The sequence below is a fragment of the Aeromicrobium sp. MLTX1 genome, assembly GCF_046452335.1.
In the GTDB taxonomy this organism is placed as follows: Bacteria; Actinomycetota; Actinomycetes; order Propionibacteriales; family Nocardioidaceae; genus Aeromicrobium.
Genome location: NZ_JBKFDN010000002.1, coordinates 813397 through 833783, shown reverse-complemented (window position 1 = coordinate 833783; position 20387 = coordinate 813397). Strand labels below are relative to the sequence as shown.

Sequence of the window (20387 nt, the reverse complement as noted above, 5' to 3'; positions counted from 1 at the left end):
GACCACTCACCGCTCACCCGACGTGCGCGGTCCTCAGTCCGAGGAGCCGCCGAACATGATCTCGTCCCAGCTGGGGACGGAGCGGCGCGAGTGCTTCTTGCGCGGCTTGGGGGTGTCGGGCACGGCGATGCGCTCCTCGAGGGCCTGGTCCTCGAGGTCCTCGACGACCTCCTCGACCGGCTCCTCGAAGACGGCCTGCTCGAGCGCCCGGCGGTCGCGCGCCTCCTTGATGGAGCGCACGAGCGGGGCGTGGTCGGGCTCCTCTGCGACGGCGCCGCCGAAGCCCTCGGGTGCGTCGGTGACGAGGTCGGCCAGCGCCATGTCGTGCTGGTCCTGCGTGGCGAGGTCGCCGACCAGGCCGCGGGCGGCGTCGTCGTCGGCGATCACGTAGCGGCTCTTGGGGTCGTAGAGGAACGACGCGGCGCCGTCCTCGAGGTCGACCTGGACGGTCCAGCGGCCGTCCTCGCGGCGCCAGGCGTCCCACTGGACGTTCTCGGGCGTGATGCCGCGCTCGGCCAGGGCGGTGTCCGCCAGCTCGGCCAGGGCGACGGCGGGTCCGCCGACGTGCTTGCGGCGCACCGACGTGGCGCGCGCCGACTGGGCCATCCACTCGCGTTCGGCGATGACGGGCACGGCGAAGCCCTGCACCCGCTCGACCGTGATGCCGGCGGCCTCGGCGACCTCTTCGACCGACTCGCCACGGCGGATGCGGGTCTGGATGTCTCGGGGGGTGAGCGAACTCTCCATCGGAATCTCCATCTGTCCGGAACGACTCGACCCTACGGGAGTGCGGTCGACCAGCGTGGTGAGCCGTCGATCGATGCTGAGTCGGAAGCGTTCTCCGGTGGTCGCGTCACGGGCCACGAGGAATCGTCCGTCGTCGCTGAGTCCCACGGTCGCGAGTTCCCGCATGTTCGAGCCTCCCCGTGTCGCTTCTGCCACCGACTTCAAGGCTAGTGAACGGCCGCGACGATCCCGGGAGACGCGCCGTGTCCGGATGTCTTTTCCCGGACGTCGCCGATCACTCGGCGACGGCGTGGCGCTGGGGGAGCGGGCCCCGGAACGCGAACGCGACCGAGGTGGTCATCAGCGCCGCCACGATGGGCAGCGTGAAGCCCACGGAGGCCGACCACCGGTCGACCATGAGTCCCGCGATGGCGGCCCCCGCGGCGGTGCCCGCGGACATGCCGGTGGTGGTCCAGGTGAGCGCCTCGGTGAGGCGCGACGGCGGCACGCACAGCTCGACCAGGTGCACCGCCGTGATGAGCGTCGGCGAGAGCATGAGGCCGGCCAGCAGGAAGCCGATCGCGAGCAGCGCGATGTTGGGTGCGAAGGGCAGCGGAGCGAGGAAGACGAGCAGGCCGAGGGTCGACAGGCGCAGTCGTCGGACGGGGTCGGCCGGGGGCGCCAGCGCGCCGATCACGAGGCCCGCCGCGAGGCTGCCCGCGGACCAGATCGCCAGGACGAGTCCGGCTGCGCCGGGACGGCCCTGCTCCTCGGTGAACGCGACCACGAGGACCTCGGCGGCGCCGAAGAGCAGGCCGAGCCCGCACGCCGCCACGACGAGCGGACCGAGCAGGAACCACGGCAGCGGCTCGCGGGGACCCTCCGCCTGACGCCGGTGCGGCGGCTGGGTGGAGCGCTGGAGCGCCAGTCCCCAGGCGCCGACGAGGGCGGCGGCGCCGGCGACGGCGAGTCCGGACCAGTCGAGGACGCTCAGTGTGAGGACGGTGACGAGGACGGGACCGACGATGAAGACGACCTCGTCGAGCACCGCCTCCAGGGCGAACGCGGTCTGCAGGCGACTGCGGTCGGAGAGGTTGTGCGTCCACCGGGCGCGGACCATGTTGCCGGCCTGGGGCGCGCCGAGGCCGGCGATCACGGCGCCGATCGCGGCCACCCACAGCGACAGGTCGACCGTCGTGAGCAGGATCGCGATGCCCGAAGCGAACAGCGCACCGGCGGTGAGGAGCACGGGCGCCTGTCCCACGCGGTCGGCGAGCCGGCCCTGGACGGGCGCGCAGATCGCCGACGTGACGACGTAGACCGCCATCAGCAGTCCGGCGGGTCCGTAGTCGCCGGTGCGTCCCGAGACCAGCAGCACGATGCCGAGCCCCGTCATGGACAGGGGAAGGCGTCCGAGGGCGCCGGCCGAGGTGAAGGCGGGCGCGCCGGGCGTCGACAGGATCGAGCGGTACGCGGAGAGCATGACGGGACTCATCTTGGACCCAGGGGCCGACGAACCGGGGACCGGCTCGCCCGAAGCGAGCGCGGACGGCCCCCGTGGAAGACTGGCGGCATGGACGCACGCCCCTACGACGCCCTCCTGCTCGTCTCCTTCGGAGGCCCCGAGAAGCCCGAGGACGTGGTCCCGTTCCTGGAGAACGTGACCCGTGGCCGGGGCATCCCGAAGGAGCGCCTCGTCGAGGTCGGCGAGCACTACTTCGGCTTCGGCGGCAAGTCGCCCATCAACGACATCAACCGCGACCTGCTGGCCGCGCTGCGGGCCGACTTCGCCGAGCAGGGACTCGACCTGCCGGTCTACTGGGGCAACCGCAACTGGGACCCGTACCTGGCCGACGCGTTCGACCAGATGGAGGCCGACGGCGTCGAGCGCGTCGCGTGCTTCATGACGAGCGCCTACTCCTCGTACTCGAGCTGCCGCCAGTACCGCGAGAACCTCTTCGAGGTCTCCCACGACCGCCCGATCCGGGTCGACCGGCTGCGCCACCACTTCAACCACCCGGTGTTCGTCGAGCTGTTCACCGAGTACACGCGCCAGGCGCTGGCCGAGGTCGGTCCCGACGCGCGCGTCGTGTTCGTCACGCACTCGGTGCCCGACCAGATGAACGAGGCGAGCGGCGGTCCCGGCTGCGGCCTGTACGAGCGCCAGCACCTCTCGGTGGCCGGACTCGTCGCCGAGGCGCTCGACCTGCCGACCTGGTCGCTGGCCTACTGCTCGCGCTCGGGCCCGCCGAGCCAGCCCTGGCTCGAGCCGGACGTCAACGACCACCTGGAGGAGCTGGCCGGACAGGGGGTCACCTCTGTCGTGCTGGTGCCGATCGGCTTCGTCGCCGATCACATGGAGGTCGTGTACGACCTCGACACCGAGGCCAAGGCCACCGCCGAGAAGCTCGGCCTGCGCTTCGCCCGCGCCGCCAGCCCCAACGCCGATCCGCGCTACGCGGCGATGGTGCGCGAGCTGCTGCTCGAGCGGGCCGCGGCCGAGCGCGGCGAGTCGCCCGAGCGCCCGGCGCTCGGCGAGTTCGGGCCCAAGGCCGACACCTGCCCGGGCGACTGCTGCGTCAACCCGCGGTCGATGCGCCCGGTTCTGGCGTGACCGAGCTCCTCGACCTCGCTCGCCGGGTCGCGGCGGAGGCGGCCGAGCACGTCGCCGCCCAGCGTCCCGCCGGCCGGGTGGGCGTGGCGGGGACGAAGTCCAGTCCCACCGACCTCGTCACCCTGATCGACCGCTCGTGCGAGGAGCTCATCCGCGAGCGCATCCTCGCGGCGCGTCCCGACGACGCCTTCGTCGGGGAGGAGGGCCAGGACGTGCCCGGGACCTCGGACGTGGAGTGGGTCGTCGACCCGATCGACGGCACGGTCAACTTCGTCTACGGCATCCCGCGGTACGCGGTGGGGATCGGCGCGCGGGTCGGTGGCATCGACCACGTCGGCGTCGTCGTCAACATCGCCACGAACGAGGCCTACGAGGCGGTCGCGGGCGAGGGCGCCTGGCGGGTCGACGAGGCCGCGCCGCGCCGGCTGACCGGACCGCCCGTCCTGCCGCCGGCCGAGATGCTCGTGGCCACCGGCTTCAACTACGTGCCCGAGGTGCGCGAGCACCAGGCGAGGGCCGTCGGCGCGATGCTGCCCCACGTGCGCGACGTCCGCCGGATCGGCGCGGCCGCGCTCGACCTCACCGACCTCGCCGAGGGCCGCCTGGACGCCTTCGTCGAGCAGGGCCTCCAGCCGTGGGACCACGCCGCGGCGGGCCTGATCGCGCGCGAGGCAGGACTCGTCGTGACGGGCCTCGACGGGCCGCCGTCGGACCGCCTCGTGGTCGCGGCTCCCGCGGGCGGGATCGAGGAGTTCCTCGCGCTCGTCCGGCGCTGCGGCTTCTGAGCGGATCGGCGCTCTCCACGACTGGCGGAACGGCCGCTGCGGTGGGAATATCGGCGCCACCGGGCGGCTTGTGTCTTCCGGGTGCGCGCGGGTTGGAGCCATGTGGTTGAATCTGCGCGTTCCACAAGAACACGACAAGAGTTCCACGAGAACCAGCATGGAGAGTTGATGGCAACCGATTACGACGCGCCCCGCAAGACCGACGAGGAGCAGTCCGAGGACAGCATCGAGGAGCTGAAGGCGCGTCGCCACGAGAAGAACTCGGGCAAGGTCGACGAGGACGAGGTCGAGGCGGCAGAGTCGTTCGAGCTCCCCGGCGCCGACCTGTCGCACGAGGAGCTCGCGGTCAAGGTCGTCCCCAAGCAGTCCGACGAGTTCACCTGCATGTCCTGCTTCCTGGTGCACCACCGCAGTCAGCTGGCCACCGAGAAGAACGGCATGGCGATCTGCAAGGACTGCGCCGACTGAGGTCCGCGCCCCGACGAACGCACGACGTCCGGCGTCGCCGCTCACGCGGCGGGCCGGACGTCTTCGTGTGTCAGGGGCGGGGCGTCAGCGCTTCGCGTCCTTCGTGGACTTCATGCCCGGCGGCAGCCCGCCGGTGGACTTGAGCCAGTAGCTGGCCGCGCCGCGCCGGGCCACGGTGCGCACGATCTGCACGGTGGCGCCGCCGATCGCGGCCCACGCCACGGCCTCCTTCGTGCTGAGTTCGGGGCTGCGCGTGTTGCGCGGGGGCTGACGACCGGTGACCGCACGCCAGGCGAGGTTGGAGACGTACGGGGCGAGCGTGGCCGCGAGCAGACCGGAGCCGGTGTCGAGCGCCCGCCAGGCGCCCCGGCCGCGTCCCTTCGAGACCTTGGCCTCGGCGCTCGAGGTGGTCCCGGCGTCAGGCGTCGCCTTCGTCGCGCGCTTCCTGGCCATCGATGGTCCTTTCGTCCGTGGGGTCACCGGTGTCGGTGGGAGCACCAGTCTGGCCCACGGCGCGACTCAGCGCGTCGGGACGGCGCGTCGACACGAGCCAGTAGGGGGTGGGGTCGGCCGGATCGGCCACCTCCACGCGCACGCCGCGGTCGATCCACGGGCGGGTCAGCAGGAACGCGCGGTCGGTGCCGGCGCGGTCCAGGGCGGCCCGCCAGGACGCCGGGTCGAGGGCCTCGACGGTGCCGAGGTCGGGCGTCTCGAGGTGGGCGTCGCCCGCGCGCAGCCGGCCCGGCTCGGCCGTCACCAGCAGCGATCCGTAGCGCCACAGCCCTGCGCCGGCGACCAAGAGGGTGAGCAGGCCCACGCCGGCGGCGACGACGGGGCTGGTGGCGACGAGGAGCAGCCAGCCGACGCTCACGGAGGCGGCGACGACACCGCCCCACCACAGGCCGGGGGCGACGAGGCGCTCGCGGTGGCGCTCGGGGGTGTTCTGCACGTGTCCACTGTGCCCGACGCGGACCAGCGGCCCCGACGCGGTCCAGCGCGCCCGAGGCGGGCCCGCGGCAGTATCGTCGCCACCGTGACCGAGGTGCAGATCCGGCGACTCGACGCCGACGTCCCCCTTCCCGCGTACGCCCATCCCGCCGACGCCGGCGCCGACCTGGTCTCCACGGTCGACGTCGTCCTCGAGCCGGGGGAGCGGGCCCTGGTCCCCACCGGCATCGCGATCGCGCTGCCCGAGGGCTTCGCCGGCTTCATCCACCCGAGGTCGGGCCTCGCGCTGCGCCACGGTCTCTCGGTCGTGAACACGCCGGGAACGATCGACGCGGGTTACCGTGGGGAGGTCAAGGTGCTGCTGGTCAACCACGACCTGCGCGAGCCCGTCCACATCGCGCGGGGCGACCGGATCGCCCAGCTGGTGGTCCAGCGCGTCGAGCACGTGCGCTTCGTCGAGGTCGACGGGCTGGAGGACTCCGTACGTGGCGAGGGCGGGTACGGTTCCTCGGGTGGTCACGCCTCGATCGGGGCACCGACGGAAGGAAGTCACTGATGTTTGGTCGCAAGAACACCGGCGCGACCGAGTCCCCGGCCGCTGCCGCCGAGCCGGTCGAAGTCGCCGGCCCGCGGGCCGACGGACCCTTCGACGTCACCGAGCGCCCGATCGAGTCGCCCGACGAGTACGTCGACCTCGGCTCGCTGCTGATCCGGATGCGTCCGGACATCGAGGTCCAGCTGCCCACCGAGGACGACGTCGTCACGGCCGTCCTTGTCACCTCCGGCGGCTCCGCCGTCGAGCTGCGTCCGTTCGCCGGTGCCCGCAGCGGTGGCACGTGGGACGGCGTCCGCGCCGACCTGCGCGAGGAGGTCGACAAGCGTGGCGGCACGATCACCGAGATCGACGGCCCGTTCGGCCCCGAGATCCTGGCGCAGTTCCCCGCCACCACCGCCGACGGCACCGCGGGCGTGCAGCCCGCCCGGTTCATCGGCATCGAGGGCCCCCGCTGGGTCGTGCGCGCCACGATCCTGGGCGCCGCGGGCCTGGAGTCCACCGACGAGGGCGTGTTCGTCGAGGTGCTGCGCGACCTGCGCGTGCGCCGCGGCGAGGAGCCGCGGATGCTGCGCGAGTCCCTGCCGCTGGTGATCCCCGCCGACGCCCAGCGCGTCGAGGAGTAGTCCCGTGCCCGGTGTCGTGTCGAAGTGGCTCGACCGCTTCTCGGTCGAGAGCCAGGAGGACTCCGAGCTGCGCGGCCGCGCCACGGCCGCGGGCTGCGCCGCGATCAAGGACGCCCCGGAACGCGAGCGCGTGGACGTCCACGGCGTCCTGCACGACGTCACGCTGCGCCCGGTCGGCGACGTGACGGCGCTCGAGGCCTCGCTGTACGACGGCACCGGCACGATCACGCTGATCTGGCTGGGACGCCGTCGCATCGAGGGCATCGCCGCCGGCCGCTCGCTGACCGCCACGGGCCGCATCGGTCACCGCGGCTCCGAGCGCGTCATGTACAACCCCGCCTACCGATTGGACGCCTGAGATGTCCGAGCCCCGCGAGGCGAACGTCGCCACCGTGGAGCAGGTGGTCCGCCAGCGCCTCGCGGAGGCGTTCGGCGGTGCCCGCGGGATCGTCGAGGCCGCCGTGCCGACGATCACCTTCACGCTCTGCTATCTCGCGACCCGCGAGCTGAGGATGAGTCTCATCATCGCGTCGGCGCTGACCGCGGTGCTGCTGATCGTGCGCGTGGTGCAGCGCTCCAACCCGCAGTTCGTCATCAACGCCCTCGTCGGCATCGGCATCGCGGCGCTGTTCGCGTCGCGGTCGGGCGAGGCGCGCGACGTCTTCCTGCCGGGCATCATCTACAACGCCGGCTACGCCGTCGTGCTCGTCGCCACGGTCGTGATCGGCTGGCCGGCGATCGGCGTCATGATCGGCGCCCTCGTGGGCGACCTCACCGGCTGGCGCCGCGATCCCGGCATGCGCAGGCTCTGCAACCGCCTCACCCTGCTGTTCGCGCTGCCCTGCGTGCTGCGCGTGCTGGTGCAGTACCCGCTCTACCTGTCCGACCAGATCGGCTGGCTGGGCACCTCGAAGGTGATCATGGGCTGGCCACTGCAGATCGCCACGCTCGCCGCGATGGTGTGGCTGCTCAGTCGCAACAGCACGCCCGTCACCGAGCTCGAGGACGAGACCCCGACCCCGTAGGGCGCTCAGCCCCGGTGGTTGGCCAGCAGGGCCGACAGCTCGCCCTCGGCGGCGGACGGCGTGACGAACAGCAGCTCGTCGCCGGCCTCCACGGTGCGGTCGGGCTCGGGCAGCAGCGACTGCTGCTGGCGCAGGATCACCACGGGGTGCACGCCGTCGGGCCACGTGATGTCGCCGAGCCGGCGACCCACGTAGGCCGAGTCGGAGGGGACGGTCAGCTCGACGAGGTTCGTGTCGCTCTGGCGGAACGTGAACAGGCGGACGAGGTCGCCGACGGCCACGGCCTCCTCCACGAGCGCGGCCATGATGCGCGGCGTCGACACCGCGACGTCGACGCCCCAGGACTCGCCGTACAGCCACTCGTTGCTCGGGTTGTTCACGCGCGCGACGGTGCGCGGCACCGTGAACTCGGTCTTGGCCAGCAGCGACATCACGAGGTTCGCCTTGTCGTCACCGGTGGCGGCGATCGCGACGTCGCAGGTCTGCAGCTGCGCCTCCTCGAGCGTGGACATCTCGCAGGCGTCGGCCAGCAGCCACTGCGCGTCGGGCACGAGGTCGCTGCGGATGGAGGTGGGGGACTTGTCGATCAGCAGGACGCTGTGCCCGTGGTCGAGGAGCTCCTGGGCCACCGAGCGGCCGACGGCCCCGGCTCCGGCGATCGCGACGCGCATCAGTCCGACTCCTTCGGTCCGGCCTCGAGGGCGGCGAGCGCGGTGTCCGCCTCGTCCGACACGAGGAACATGCTGAGGTAGTCGCCCTCCTGGATCACGGTGTCGCCCGTGATCTGCTGCCCGGTGCCCAGCCGCGTGACGTACGCGACGCGCACGCCCGTGTGGGCCTCGAGGGAGGCGACGGTGTGACCCACCCACGCGAACGGCGCGTAGGCGTTGTCGAGCCGCAGCCGGCCCGACGGGTCGCGCCACGCGGGCTCGGACCCGGCCGGGAGCAGGCGCCGGAGCATCTGGTCGGCGGCCCAGGGCACCGTGGCCACGGTGGGGACGCCCAGCCGCTCGTAGACCTCGGCGCGGCGCGGGTCGTAGATGCGGGCCACCACGTTGCCGACGCGGAACACCTCGCGAGCCACGCGCGCCGCGATGATGTTGGAGTTGTCGCCGCTGGAGACCGCCGCGAAGGCGTCGGCGCGCTCGATGCCGGCGGCCACCAGGACCCCGCGGTCGAAGCCCATGCCGGTGACGGTGTCGCCGGCGAACGAGGGGCCGAGGCGCCGGAACGCGTCGGGATTGGAGTCGATGACGGAGGTCGAGTGCCCCCGCGACTCCAGGCTCCGGGCCAGGGACGCACCCACGCGTCCGCACCCCATGATCACGATGTGCACACCGGCGACGGTACACCGGCCCGAACGGGTCTAGCATCGACCGCGTGGGAATGACCGGTGCGCTGAAGCGCGCCCTCATCGGACGGAAGCTGCGCACCTCGCAAATGGGGGAGACCCTGTTGCCGAAGCGCGTCGCGCTGCCCGTCTTCGCGAGTGACGCGCTCTCGTCCGTGGCCTATGCGCCGGACGAGATCTTCCTGACCCTGTCGATGGGCGGGCTCACGGCCTACGCCTTCAACTGGCAGATCGGCCTGGCCGTGGTCGTGGTGATGCTCACGGTCGTGGCGTCGTACCGCCAGAACGTGCGCGCCTACCCCAGCGGAGGCGGCGACTACGAGGTCGCCACCGTGAACCTGGGCCGCAACGCGGGCCTCACGGTCGCGAGCGCCCTGATGGTCGACTACGTCCTGACCGTCGCGGTGTCGATCTCCTCGGGCGTGCAGAACGCCGCCGCCGCGCTGCCGTTCCTCAAGGGGCACGAGGCCACCGCCGCCGTCGGGCTCGTCGCCCTGCTGACGGCCATGAACCTGCGCGGCACGAAGGAGTCGGGCCGGGCGTTCGCCGTGCCGACCTACCTGTTCATGATCGCGATCGCGCTGATGGCGGGCTGGGGCTACGTCGAGTTCGCGATGGGCACCCTGCCCGAGGTGGAGAGCGCGCAGTACGACATCGCCGCCGAGGAGCCGTTCACCGGCGCGGTCAGCGGCATCGCGATGGCCTACCTGCTGGCGCGGGCCTTCTCGTCGGGCTGTGCCGCGCTGACCGGCGTCGAGGCGATCAGCAACGGCGTGCCGGCCTTCCGCAAGCCCAAGAGCCGCAATGCCGCCACCACCCTGCTGCTGCTCGGCACGATCTCGATCGCGATGCTGATGAGCATCATCGTGCTGGCCGACCTGATGAACCTGCGGTACGTCGAGGACCCGGCGCACCAGCTGCTGCTGAACGGCGAGCCCGTGGGGGAGGGCTACACCCAGGAGACCGTGATCGGCCAGCTGGCCGGGGCGCTCTTCCACGACGTGCCGCCGCTGTTCTACTTCGTCATCGCCTGCACCGGCGTCATCCTCGTGCTGGCCGCGAACACCGCGTTCAACGGGTTCCCGGTGCTCGGCTCGATCCTGGCCCGCGACGGCTTCCTGCCGCGCCAGCTGCACACCCGCGGCGACCGCCTCGCGTTCAGCAACGGCATCCTGCTGCTCGCCGCCGCGGCCGCCGTGCTGATCGTCGCGTTCGACGCCGAGGTCACGAAGCTCATCCAGCTCTACATCGTCGGCGTCTTCGTCTCTTTCACGCTGAGCCAGCTGGGCATGATCCGGCACTGGACCCGCCACCTGGCCACCGAGACCGACCCCGCCGAGCGGCGGCGGATGCAGCGCTCGCGCGGCGTCAATGCCTTCGGCCTGGCGATGACCGCGACGGTGCTCGTGATCGTCCTGCTGACGAAGTTCCTCGCCGGCGCGTGGATCGCCATCCTCGCGATGATCGCGGTGTTCGTCGTGATGCGGTCGATCGCGGCCCACTACGACCGGGTCGCCGTCGAGCTCGCCGTCGACGACGCCGACGTCGCACTGCCGGCTCGGGTCCACGGCATGGTCCTGATCAGCAAGCTGCACAAGCCCGCGATGCGCGCGATCGCGTATGCCCGCCTGGCCGGCGCCAGCTCGCTCGAGGCCGTCGTCGTCGACCTCGACCCCGACGAGACCGCCGAGCTCGCTCGCCGCTGGGACGAGCTGCGCGTCCCGATCCCGCTGCGCGTGCTCGACTCGCCCTACCGCGAGGTCGTGCGGCCGGTCATGCGGTACGTCAAGAACCGCCGGTCGCAGAACCCGCGCGACCTCATCACCGTCTACATCCCCGAGTACGTCGTCGGCCGCTGGTGGGAGCAGGCGCTCCACAACCAGACCGCCCTGCGCCTCAAGGCCCGCCTGCTGTTCGTGCCCGGCGTCCTCGTCGTCAGCGTGCCGTTCCAGCTGGCCTCGGCCAAGCGCGTGGCCACCGGCGACTCGCGTCCCACCGCCGGCGACGTGCGACGGGGCATCCGCAGGGAGGAGCGTCGATGACCGACGCCACGGTCACCGTCGGACCGGTCGCGCACGGCGGACACTGCGTCGCGCGCCTCGACGGCCAGGTAGTGTTCGTCCGCCACGCGCTGCCCGGCGAGGTCGTCGAGATCCGCGTCACCGAGCGCTCGAAGCGATTCCTGCGCGCCGACGCGGTGCGGGTGATCGAGCCCTCGCCGGACCGCGTCACCCCGCCGTGCCCCCTCGCGGGACCGGGCCTGTGCGGTGGTTGCGACTTCCAGCACGTCTCCGAGGAGGGTCAGCTGACCCTGCTCACCGATGTCGTCCGCGAGCAGCTGCAGCGGCTCGCCGGGCTCGACTGGGACGGCCGCGTCGAGGCGGTCGGCCCGCTGCTCGACTGGCGCACGCGCGTGGTGTGGTCGGTGGCCGAGAACGGCATGGCCGGCCTGCGTCGCCACCGCAGCCACGACGTGATCCCCGTGGAGTCGTGCCCCATCGCGCACCCCGACATCCCCGACGTCAGCCGCCAGCTGTGGGACGAGCCGCGCGTCGAGACCATCGCGTCCTCCACCGGACAGCGGCTGCTGGTCACCGACGCGTCGATCGAGGACGACCTCGAGGCGCAGGTCGACGGCGTGGTCGCCTCCGACGGCACCGTGCGCGCCGGCACGGGCACGCTCGTCGAGGAGGTGCGGGGCCGGCGCTTCTCGGTGAGCGGCTCCGGCTTCTGGCAGGTGCACCCCGCGGCGGCCACCACTCTCGTCGAGGCCGTCCTCGAGGGCGCCGGTGTCCGTCCGGACGACCGGGTGCTCGACCTCTACGCGGGCGCCGGACTGTTCTCCGCGTTCCTGGCCGAGGCGTGCGCGCCGGGCGAGCTGGTGAGCGTCGAGGGCAACCGTCGCGCCTCGTCCGACGCCCACGGGAACCTCGCCGACCTCCCGAACGCGTCGATCGTGCACGCGCCCGTCGAGCGCGCGCTGCGCCGTGGACTCCTTGGCGCGCGCGCTGACGTCGTCGTGCTGGACCCGCCGCGCACCGGCGCCAAGGAGGCCGTCCCGGCCATCGCCGCGCTGGAGCCCCGCCGCATCGTCTACGTGGCCTGCGACCCGGCGGCCCTCGCGCGCGACCTCGCCACGTTCGCGTCGCTCGGCTACGAGCTGGAGTCGCTGCGCGGCTTCGCACTGTTCCCGATGACGCACCACGTCGAGTGCGTCGCGGTGCTGACGCGAGTCGGGCGCAGGCGGCCGTCGCTCTGATACGTTCCTCACGGTAGAGCGAACTGCGACGAGGCGTCACGTCTCACGAGCGACTCGGGGGATGACGGCCATGTCACAGGATGCGCGACGGGTGCCGGTGGAGGATCGCTGGCTCGGGCTGGATCGAAGGTCACTTCCCTACGGCCTGGTCGGCTTCGCGGTGATCGCGTTGTGGGCCTGGGTGATGCCCTGGGTCAACGCTCAAGTGCCGTGGGACGACACGACAGAGGTCGGGGAGGCGTTCCAGGTCACCACCGAGGTCGCCATGACCGTCCCCGCTGGGTGGGGCGTCGAGTCCGGACTCAGGACCGTCGACGAGCCGCGCGGCGGCGATGAGGCGCGAGATGCCGAGCAGACGGTGCTCGTGAAGGATGGCGTGGTCTTCGCGATCCTTCAGGGTCCGTTCGACGAGAGTCCCGCCCGTCTGCTCGAGCAGGCGAACCGGATCACCGGCGCGCAGTCCTCCGGCTACCACGTCTCCGGCGAGGTGCACAATCTGACCACTTCCGGAGGGCTGCGCGGGGTCGCACAGGACTTCACCGCGGCCACCGGCGCCGGGACCGTGTCCGCATTCGTGGTCGACGGGCAGGGCATCGAGATCCAGGTCGCCGGGCCTCAGGAGCAGGTCACTGCTCTCAAGGGGGAGACGCGCGCGATGATCCACTCCCTGACGAAGGACGGAGGCGAGTCCTGATGAGCACCACGACCGAGTCCGCCACCCCCGAGTCGCGCGAGCTGCTCGAGCGCCGCGAGGCAGCGATCGAGGAGTCCGGGTGGGGTAGCCGATTCCGCCTGTTCCAGCCTCGCAATCTCTGCCTCTGGGTCCTCGTCCTGCTGCTGCTCATGGGTGCTCGCCAGCTCTACGGGATCGCCGCGCCGTTGGCCGGCGTGTTCGCCGACGCCGACCTCGCGGCCGTCGCGTCGTCCGGGTTCTTCCTGCTGGTGTTCGTCCTGTTCCTCCACCACGCCGACCGCTACGAGCGCACCCCGGCGCTGCTCGCCGTGACCGCCTTCGTCGGCGGTGGCATCGGAGCCACGTGGGCGATGGCGCTGCCGGGCAACGCCGCGCTGATGGACCTGTATGCCAAGCTCTTCGGGCAGGCGTGGGCCTCGGACTGGAAGGCAGGCCTGACCGCTCCGTTCGTGGAGGAGAGCGCCAAGGGCGCGGTGTTCCTCCTGCTGCTGGGCCTCGCTCCGTTCGTCATCCGCACCGTCTACGACGGTCTGATCGTCGGCGCCTACGTGGGGCTGGGATTCCAGGTCCTGGAGGACATGCTGTACGGGCAGAACGCCGCCTACGCGAACTTCGGCGTCGACCAGGTCGGGGCGGTGCTGCAGACCTTCTTCATCCGCTCGCTCTCGGGCATCGCGTCGCACGCCATGTACACCGCCATCTTCGCCGCCGGCATCATCTACCTCGTCGGCACGCGAGCCCAGCCGCGGCGAGTGGGGCGGGGTCTGCTGCTGATGGTCTCGGCGATGCTCGTCCACGGCCTGTGGGACTCGATGCTCGCGCTCGCGAACGACAACGGCACCGTGGTCTCGCTGCTCATGGTGGGCATCACCGCGGCCAGCTTCGTCGTGCTCTTCCTGGCACTGCGCTGGGGCGCGCACCGGGAGCGCGCCTGGCTGCACGACGTGCTCGCTCCGGAGGTCGCCAACGGCACCATCACCGAGCTCGAGCTCGCCGCGCTCGCAGGCGCACGCTCACGGCGTCGCAAGGATCGGAAGGCCGCCATCAAGAAACGTGCCGACGAGGTCAGCCGGCGACGCGAGAAGCACATTCTCGCCGCCGGCCTGGACCTGGCTCACGACCTGTCCGAGAGCCACGGCGCCGAGAGTCCCGAGGTCGCTCACTCGCGCGCCGAGATCCAACGGCTCCGGGCCCGCTGAACCCGCCGTGCCACACTCCGACTCGGCGCAGGACCCCAGCGCGCCCGTCGGCCGTGCGCACCACGGCGAAGGTGTGGCGGTGCTTGCGCGGGCCTGACCCGTCCGGTTGAGTCACCCCCGTGACGTATGCCGATCCCCACGCCTGTCCCGCCTGTCGAGGCCCGATCGGCGGCGTCGACACCTGCCCGCGGTGCGGCTTCGACCTCGGCTCGCCCGAGGCGCAGCGGCTGTGGGGCCTGTTCCTCGAGGCCGACCGGCTCGTCGCGCAGGGACGCGCGCGCCGGGGAGTCGCGGCACCCGAGGTCACCAGGCCCGCCGCAGCGGGGTCCGCGATGCCCGCCGCGCCTGCGATGCCCGCGGCGCCGGTGCCGCCGGTCCGCACGTGGTCGACCGGATCGATCCTGCTCGGCCTGGGCGCGGTGTGCCTCATCGTCGCGGCGATCATCTTCGCCACCGTGGCGTGGGGCTCGCTCGGCATCCTCGGCCGGGCGCTGATCCTGCTCGCCGTCACCGCCCTCGTCGGAACGGCGGCCGCGTGGGCGACGCGCCGAGGGCTCGTGGGCACGGCCGAGGCGCTGTGGACCGTGTTCCTCGGCCTCGTCACGGTCGACCTCCTGGCCGCCGTGGCCGAGGGACTCTTCGGTCTGTCGTGGTCGGACTTCGCCCTCGTCTCGGTGATCTGGACCGTGGTGCTCGTGGGCGCCGGCGTCTGGATCGTGCGGTGGGCCCGGCCCCGGCTGGACCGCGAGCTGATCACCCCGCAGCTTGCAGGCGGCTTCGCCCCCTTCATCAGCGCGCCCGCCGTGATGATTCGTCTCGGCGACCTGGGGGAGGGCGACCACTGGTTCTGGGCCGCGGCAGCCGGTCTCGTGCTGCCGCTCGCCGTGATCGCGGTCGCCCACCGCACGCGCCTGCGCTGGATGCTGTGGCCCAGCGCGCTGCTCGCTCTCCTGTTCGGGGTCGTGCTCGTCCTGCTCGCGGTCGACTCCGCCCTCGGCGACTCCCGCGGCCTGACTCCGGGTGAGGCGCTGCCCACCCTCGTGCTCGCGGCACTGGCCGTCGCCGGAGCGCGCCTCGTCCGGCCGCTGCGTGCGTGGCTGATCGCCTTCGCCGTCGTCGCCGTCCTGTTCCTGGTAGGTGTCGCGGTCGACGGCTGGGCCTGGAGCGCCGCGCTCGACACGACCGCGGCGGGGCTCGTCGCGGTCGCCGTGGTGGTCGCGGTGCTCGCCACGCTCGTCACGCGACCCGACGCCTGGTCGCTCGGCGTGCGGTGGGGCGCGGTCGTCGCCGGCGCCGCCCTCCTGCTCTGGTGCGGTGCGGCGAGCACGGCCACCCTCGAGCGCACCGACCGGGCCGGCTGGTTCTCCTCGCCGCGTGACGTGTGGATCCGCCCTGCCGACATGAGCATCACCGAGGGCTGGTGGGTTCTCGCGGTCGCGCTGCCGCTGATCGTCGCGTGGCTCGCCACGGCCCGCTGGCCGGCACCGCGGCTCGTGCCGGACGACTGGCGCGTCCCGATCGCGGAGATCGCGGCGGGCGCGGCGGTCGTCACGGCCGTCGGCGCCTCGACCCTTCCGTTCCTGGTCCACGCGGCCACGCTCGTCGTGGTGGGCGTCGTGCTCGCCGTGGTCCTGCGGAGCGCCCGCTGGGAGCTCTCGATCATCCCCGTCGCGGTCGTCGCGCTCGCGATGGTGGTGGTGCCGCTCGGGGGTCCGTCCACCGCGTGGGCCTGGGGCCTGGCCGCCGTGGGTGCCCTGGCGTGCGCCGCGGTCGGCCTCGACGAGGACACGCCGGGGCCCCGCCGCGCGGTGTCCGCCGGCGCCGCGGGACTGGCGACCTTCGCGATCGTGGCGACCGTGGCCCAGGTGGCCGATCTCGCCGACGTCGCGCCCGAGGCCTGGGGCGTCGTGGTCTTCGGCGTCGCCGCGGGCCTGCTGCTGCTCACGCTGGCGCTCGACGAGCTGCCGTCGCACCGCACCGCGGTGGAGGTCGTCGTCGCGGCGACCCTGCTCGTGTGCGTCGTCCGTGACGGCGACGACCTCGCCCGGGTGGCGCTGCTGCTGACGATCGGTGCGGTCGTGACCGCGATCGTGGGGCTGCTCGACGACGACCGCACGTACCTGCGCTGGGTCGCGCTCGGGCTCACGGGCGGGGCGTGGGTGGCCCGGCTCGCGGCCAGCGAGGTCGTCACGATCGAGGCCTACACGGCGCCGTTCGCCGTCGCGGTCCTCACGGCCGGCTGGTGGCGCCTGCGCACGGACCCCGACAGTCGCACGTGGACCGCGCTGACGCCGGGGCTCGTGCTCGCGCTGCTGCCCTCGCTGCCGCAGGCGCTCGACGAGCCGACGAGCCTGCGGGCCGCCCTGCTGGCCCTCGTCGCCGCCGCGGTCCTGAGCACCGGCGTCGTGCTGCGCTGGGGCGCTCCGCTGATCGCGGGCGCGGTGGTGCTGCTGCTGCTCGTGCTGGCGAACGTCGGTCCGACCGCTCTCGGACTGCCGCGCTGGATCCTGATCGCCGCCGCGGGACTGGTGCTGCTCCTCGTGGGTACGACCTGGGAGAAGCGCGTCGCGGAGGGTCGCGCCCTCGTCGCGCGGCTCGGGGCGCTGAGGTGAGGGTCACCTGAGCACGGCGCCAGGCCACATCGTTTGATATCGTTTATCTTGACATCAAGATATCTGGGACTTAGGTCATCCTGACCGCCCGCAGGCGCTGTCGCGGGGGCAGGATGGGAACACCAGCGAAGGAGAAGCCCATGAGCGTCGACACATTCAAGGCCAAGGACTCCCTGTCGGTCGGGGACGCGTCTTTCGACTACTACCGGCTCGATGCGGTCCAGGGCGAGGGACTCGACGTCGCCTCCCTGCCGTTCAGCCTCAAGATCCTGCTCGAGGCGCTCCTGCGCACCGAGGACGGCGCGGACATCACCGCCGACGACATCAAGGCGCTGGCCTCCTGGGACCCGAAGGCGGACCCGAGCAAGGAGATCCAGTTCACGCCCGCCCGCGTGATCATGCAGGACTTCACCGGCGTCCCGTGCGTCGTCGACCTCGCCACGATGCGCGAGGCCATGGCCGACCTCGGCGGCGACCCGGCCAAGATCAACCCGCTCGCCCCCGCCGAGATGGTCATCGACCACTCCGTGATCGCCGACGTCTTCGGCACCCCCGAGGCGTTCGAGCGCAACGTCGAGATCGAGTACGAGCGCAACGGCGAGCGCTACAAGTTCCTCCGCTGGGGCCAGGGCGCCTTCAGCGACTTCCGCGTGGTCCCCCCGGGCACCGGCATCGTCCACCAGGTCAACATCGAGAAGCTCGCCCGCGTCGTGTTCACCCGCGACGCCGACGGCGGCGTCGTGGCCTACCCCGACTCCTGCGTCGGCACCGACTCGCACACCACGATGGTCAACGGCCTGGGCGTCGTCGGCTGGGGCGTCGGCGGCATCGAGGCCGAGGCCGCGATGCTCGGCCAGCCGATCAGCATGCTGATCCCGCGCGTCGTTGGCTTCAAGCTCTCGGGCGAGCTGCCCCAGGGCGCCACCGCGACCGACCTCGTGCTGACGATCACCGAGATGCTGCGCGACCACGGCGTCGTCGGCAAGTTCGTCGAGTTCTACGGCTCGGGCGTCAGCGCCGTGCCGCTGGCCAACCGCGCCACCATCGGCAACATGAGCCCCGAGTACGGCTCCACGATCGCGGTCTTCCCGATCGACGAGGAGACCACGAAGTACCTCGAGCTCACCGGCCGCACGGCCGAGGAGATCGCCCTCGTCGAGGCCTACGCCAAGGCCCAGGGCCTGTGGCACGAGGCCGACCACGAGCCGCGCTACTCGGAGTACCTCGAGCTCGACCTGGCCGACGTCGTCCCGTCGATCGCCGGCCCGAAGCGTCCGCAGGACCGCATCGAGCTGACCGACAGCAAGACCGCGTTCCGCGCGTCGCTGCGCGACTACGTCGACCACAGCGAGCAGCAGCTCAACGGCTACGACGAGGCCGTCGAGGACTCCTTCCCGGCGTCCGACACCCCGAAGACGTCGACCTACGCCAACGGCGGCGAGGGCCCGCACGAGCACGCCACCGGCGCGCCTGGCGAGCGCGTCCGCAACCCGCAGACGGTCACGCTCGAGGACGGCACCACGTTCGAGGTCGACCACGGCGCCGTCACCATCGCGGCCATCACGTCGTGCACCAACACGTCGAACCCGTCGGTCATGATCGGCGCGGGCCTGCTGGCCAAGAAGGCCGTCGAGAAGGGCCTGCAGCGCAAGCCGTGGGTCAAGACCACGCTGGCTCCCGGCTCGAAGGTCGTCACCGACTACTACGAGAAGTCGGGCCTGAACGTCTACCTCGACAAGCTCGGCTTCAACCTCGTCGGCTACGGCTGCACCACCTGCATCGGCAACTCCGGTCCGCTGATCCCCGAGGTGAGCGCCGCCGTCAACGAGGGCGACCTGGCCGTCACCGCGGTGCTCTCGGGCAACCGCAACTTCGAGGGCCGCATCAACCCCGACATCAAGATGAACTACCTCGCGTCCCCGCCGCTGGTCATCGCGTACGCGCTCGCCGGCTCGATGGACGTCGACCTGTTCAACGACCCGCTGGGCCAGGACGAGGACGGCAACGACGTCTTCATGAAGGACATCTGGCCTTCGCCGTCCGAGGTCGAGGACGTCATCGCCAGCGCGATCGACGCCGACACCTTCAGCCGTGAGTACGCCGACGTCTTCGCCGGTGACGAGCGCTGGCAGAACCTGCCGACGCCCGAGGGCGACACGTTCGCGTGGGACGAGGACTCCACCTACGTCCGCAAGGCCCCGTACTTCGACGGGATGGGCCTCGAGCCCGACCCGGTCACCGACGTCGACGGCGCGCGCGTGCTGCTCAAGCTGGGCGACTCGGTCACCACCGACCACATCAGCCCGGCCGGTGCGATCAAGAAGGACAGCCCCGCGGGCAAGTACCTGATGGACAAGGGCGTGCAGCCCCGTGACTTCAACTCGCTCGGCTCGCGCCGCGGCAACCACGAGGTCATGATCCGCGGCACCTTCGCGAACATCCGCCTGCGCAACCAGATCGCGCCCGGCACCGAGGGCGGCTTCACCCGCGACTTCACCGCCGACGGCGAGGTCACCTCGGTGTTCGACGCCTCGCAGAACTACCAGGCCGCCGGCGTCCCGCTGGTCGTCCTGGCGGGCAAGGAGTACGGCTCGGGCTCGTCGCGCGACTGGGCCGCCAAGGGCACCGCGCTGCTGGGCGTCAAGGTCGTCATCGCCGAGTCGTACGAGCGGATCCACCGCTCGAACCTCATCGGCATGGGCGTCCTGCCGCTGCAGTTCCCCGAGGGCGAGAACGCCGACTCGCTGGGCCTGACCGGCGAGGAGACCTTCACGGTCACCGGCATCACCGAGCTCAACGACGGCACCACGCCGCGCACGGTGAAGGTCAAGGCCGACGACATCGAGTTCGACGCCGTCGTCCGCATCGACACTCCCGGTGAGGCGAACTACTACCGCAACGGGGGCATCATGCCCTACGTTCTCCGGTCGCTGCTCGACTGAGCGAACGTCCCGGAACCGCCCGTCACCGTCCCGGTGGCGGGCGGTTCTGCGTCCTCCCGTGATGGGATGGGGGAGTGACGATCCATTCCGAGCACCCGTTCGTGCCCGCCGACCGCGACAAGGACGCGTTCCGGCGCCTGCGCGGCCGGCTGCCGTCCCCCGTGACGGTGGTGGCGACGGGCACGGGCCGCGGTCGTGTCGGGCTCACGGTGTCGTCGCTGCTGCTCGTCGACGGCGAGCCGCCGCGCCTCGAGGCGTTCGTCGATCCGGACTCCGAGCTGGGGGAGACGCTCGAGGTCGGGGCCCGGGCCGCGGCGAGCGTCCTGCAGGCGGGGGACGCCTTCCTCGCCGAGGTCTTCGCCGGTCTGGCGCCGGCTCCGGGCGGCATGTTCACGGTGGGCACGTGGGTCGACTCGGACTGGGGTCCGCGCCTCGAGGACCGCTCGTGGTGCGGGTTCACGGTTGACGAGATCGCCGAGCTCGGCTGGTCGCTGCGGGTCACCGGCACGGTGCAGACGGTGGCCGTCGAGCCCGTCACCGGGGCCGCTCACGCCCGGGGCCGCTTCCACGACCTCGGCTGAGCGA

The 20387-nt window shown here is 72.1% G+C and carries 20 protein-coding genes; 14 read left to right on the top strand and 6 right to left on the bottom strand.

Features of this window, described 5'->3' with window-relative positions; translation table 11 throughout:
• Nucleotides 1-33 precede the first annotated feature (33 nt).
• Nucleotides 34-912, bottom strand: a complete 879-nt coding sequence (sepH, locus tag ACK99Q_RS14520; RefSeq protein WP_410186821.1) for a septation protein SepH — start codon at nucleotides 910-912, stop codon at nucleotides 34-36.
• Between the two features lie 109 nt (nucleotides 913-1021).
• A complete protein-coding gene (locus ACK99Q_RS14515; RefSeq protein WP_410186820.1) occupies nucleotides 1022-2209 on the bottom strand; it encodes an MFS transporter in 1188 nt (395 codons plus the stop codon).
• Between the two features lie 90 nt (nucleotides 2210-2299).
• On the opposite strand from ACK99Q_RS14515, the gene ACK99Q_RS14510 reads away from it, so the two are divergent.
• From ACK99Q_RS14510 to ACK99Q_RS14500, 3 genes are all read left to right on the top strand, one after another.
• Nucleotides 2300-3340, top strand: coding sequence for a ferrochelatase (locus ACK99Q_RS14510; RefSeq protein WP_410186819.1), 1041 nt, complete (start codon nucleotides 2300-2302; stop codon nucleotides 3338-3340).
• Entirely contained in the window at nucleotides 3337-4125 is a 789-nt protein-coding gene (locus ACK99Q_RS14505) for an inositol monophosphatase family protein (protein WP_410186818.1), read from the top strand. The genes ACK99Q_RS14510 and ACK99Q_RS14505 overlap by 4 nt, the downstream gene beginning before the upstream one ends.
• A gap of 168 nt (nucleotides 4126-4293) precedes the next feature.
• Nucleotides 4294-4593: a DUF4193 domain-containing protein gene (locus ACK99Q_RS14500; protein WP_078698323.1), complete on the top strand. Its 300-nt coding sequence runs from the start codon at nucleotides 4294-4296 to the stop codon at nucleotides 4591-4593.
• A gap of 84 nt (nucleotides 4594-4677) precedes the next feature.
• Here the strand turns inward: ACK99Q_RS14500 and ACK99Q_RS14495 are convergent, their stop codons facing one another.
• Together ACK99Q_RS14495 and ACK99Q_RS14490 are read right to left on the bottom strand one after the other, a co-directional pair.
• Nucleotides 4678-5046, bottom strand: coding sequence for a DUF4235 domain-containing protein (locus tag ACK99Q_RS14495; RefSeq protein WP_410186817.1), 369 nt, complete (start codon nucleotides 5044-5046; stop codon nucleotides 4678-4680).
• On the bottom strand, nucleotides 5012-5542 hold the full coding sequence (locus ACK99Q_RS14490) for a DUF3093 domain-containing protein (protein ID WP_410186816.1): 531 nt from the start codon (nucleotides 5540-5542) through the stop codon (nucleotides 5012-5014). The genes ACK99Q_RS14495 and ACK99Q_RS14490 overlap by 35 nt, the downstream gene beginning before the upstream one ends.
• Nucleotides 5543-5626: 84 nt before the next feature.
• Between ACK99Q_RS14490 and dut the strand changes: the two genes are divergently transcribed.
• From dut to ACK99Q_RS14470, 4 genes are read left to right on the top strand one after another with little or no spacing between them, the layout of a single operon-like run.
• Entirely contained in the window at nucleotides 5627-6097 is a 471-nt protein-coding gene (gene dut, locus ACK99Q_RS14485) for a dUTP diphosphatase (protein WP_410186815.1), read from the top strand.
• On the top strand, nucleotides 6097-6720 hold the full coding sequence (locus tag ACK99Q_RS14480) for a DUF3710 domain-containing protein (RefSeq protein ID WP_410186814.1): 624 nt from the start codon (nucleotides 6097-6099) through the stop codon (nucleotides 6718-6720). The genes dut and ACK99Q_RS14480 overlap by 1 nt, the downstream gene beginning before the upstream one ends.
• Nucleotides 6721-6724: 4 nt before the next feature.
• Nucleotides 6725-7078 carry an OB-fold nucleic acid binding domain-containing protein gene (locus ACK99Q_RS14475; protein ID WP_410186813.1) on the top strand — a complete coding sequence of 118 codons (354 nt, stop codon included), beginning with the start codon at nucleotides 6725-6727 and terminating at the stop codon, nucleotides 7076-7078.
• 1 nt (nucleotide 7079) lies between these two features.
• Entirely contained in the window at nucleotides 7080-7745 is a 666-nt protein-coding gene (locus ACK99Q_RS14470; protein ID WP_410186812.1) for a DUF3159 domain-containing protein, read from the top strand.
• Nucleotides 7746-7750: 5 nt separating this feature from the next.
• Here the strand turns inward: ACK99Q_RS14470 and ACK99Q_RS14465 are convergent, their stop codons facing one another.
• The gene (locus tag ACK99Q_RS14465) at nucleotides 7751-8416 is read right to left on the bottom strand and encodes a potassium channel family protein (RefSeq protein ID WP_410186811.1); all 666 of its coding nucleotides are present in this window, start codon (nucleotides 8414-8416) and stop codon (nucleotides 7751-7753) included.
• Entirely contained in the window at nucleotides 8416-9066 is a 651-nt protein-coding gene (locus ACK99Q_RS14460) for a potassium channel family protein (RefSeq protein WP_410186998.1), read from the bottom strand. Before ACK99Q_RS14460 ends, ACK99Q_RS14465 begins: the two co-directional genes overlap by 1 nt.
• A 59-nt stretch (nucleotides 9067-9125) precedes the next feature.
• Between ACK99Q_RS14460 and ACK99Q_RS14455 the strand changes: the two genes are divergently transcribed.
• From ACK99Q_RS14455 to ACK99Q_RS14425, 7 genes are all read left to right on the top strand, one after another.
• Entirely contained in the window at nucleotides 9126-11138 is a 2013-nt protein-coding gene (locus ACK99Q_RS14455; protein WP_410186810.1) for an APC family permease, read from the top strand.
• Nucleotides 11135-12355, top strand: coding sequence for a class I SAM-dependent RNA methyltransferase (locus ACK99Q_RS14450; RefSeq protein WP_410186809.1), 1221 nt, complete (start codon nucleotides 11135-11137; stop codon nucleotides 12353-12355). The genes ACK99Q_RS14455 and ACK99Q_RS14450 overlap by 4 nt, the downstream gene beginning before the upstream one ends.
• A 70-nt stretch (nucleotides 12356-12425) precedes the next feature.
• Nucleotides 12426-13049 carry a hypothetical protein gene (locus ACK99Q_RS14445; protein ID WP_395487341.1) on the top strand — a complete coding sequence of 208 codons (624 nt, stop codon included), beginning with the start codon at nucleotides 12426-12428 and terminating at the stop codon, nucleotides 13047-13049.
• Nucleotides 13049-14248, top strand: a complete 1200-nt coding sequence (locus ACK99Q_RS14440; protein ID WP_410186808.1) for a PrsW family intramembrane metalloprotease — start codon at nucleotides 13049-13051, stop codon at nucleotides 14246-14248. Before ACK99Q_RS14445 ends, ACK99Q_RS14440 begins: the two co-directional genes overlap by 1 nt.
• Nucleotides 14249-14367: 119 nt before the next feature.
• Nucleotides 14368-16860 (top strand): SCO7613 C-terminal domain-containing membrane protein, encoded by a 2493-nt coding sequence (locus ACK99Q_RS14435; protein ID WP_410186807.1) that lies wholly within the window; start codon nucleotides 14368-14370, stop codon nucleotides 16858-16860.
• Between the two features lie 140 nt (nucleotides 16861-17000).
• Entirely contained in the window at nucleotides 17001-19802 is a 2802-nt protein-coding gene (acnA, locus tag ACK99Q_RS14430; RefSeq protein ID WP_410186806.1) for an aconitate hydratase AcnA, read from the top strand.
• A gap of 74 nt (nucleotides 19803-19876) precedes the next feature.
• The gene (locus ACK99Q_RS14425) at nucleotides 19877-20383 is read left to right on the top strand and encodes a flavin reductase (protein ID WP_410186805.1); all 507 of its coding nucleotides are present in this window, start codon (nucleotides 19877-19879) and stop codon (nucleotides 20381-20383) included.
• Nucleotides 20384-20387: the final 4 nt, after the last annotated feature.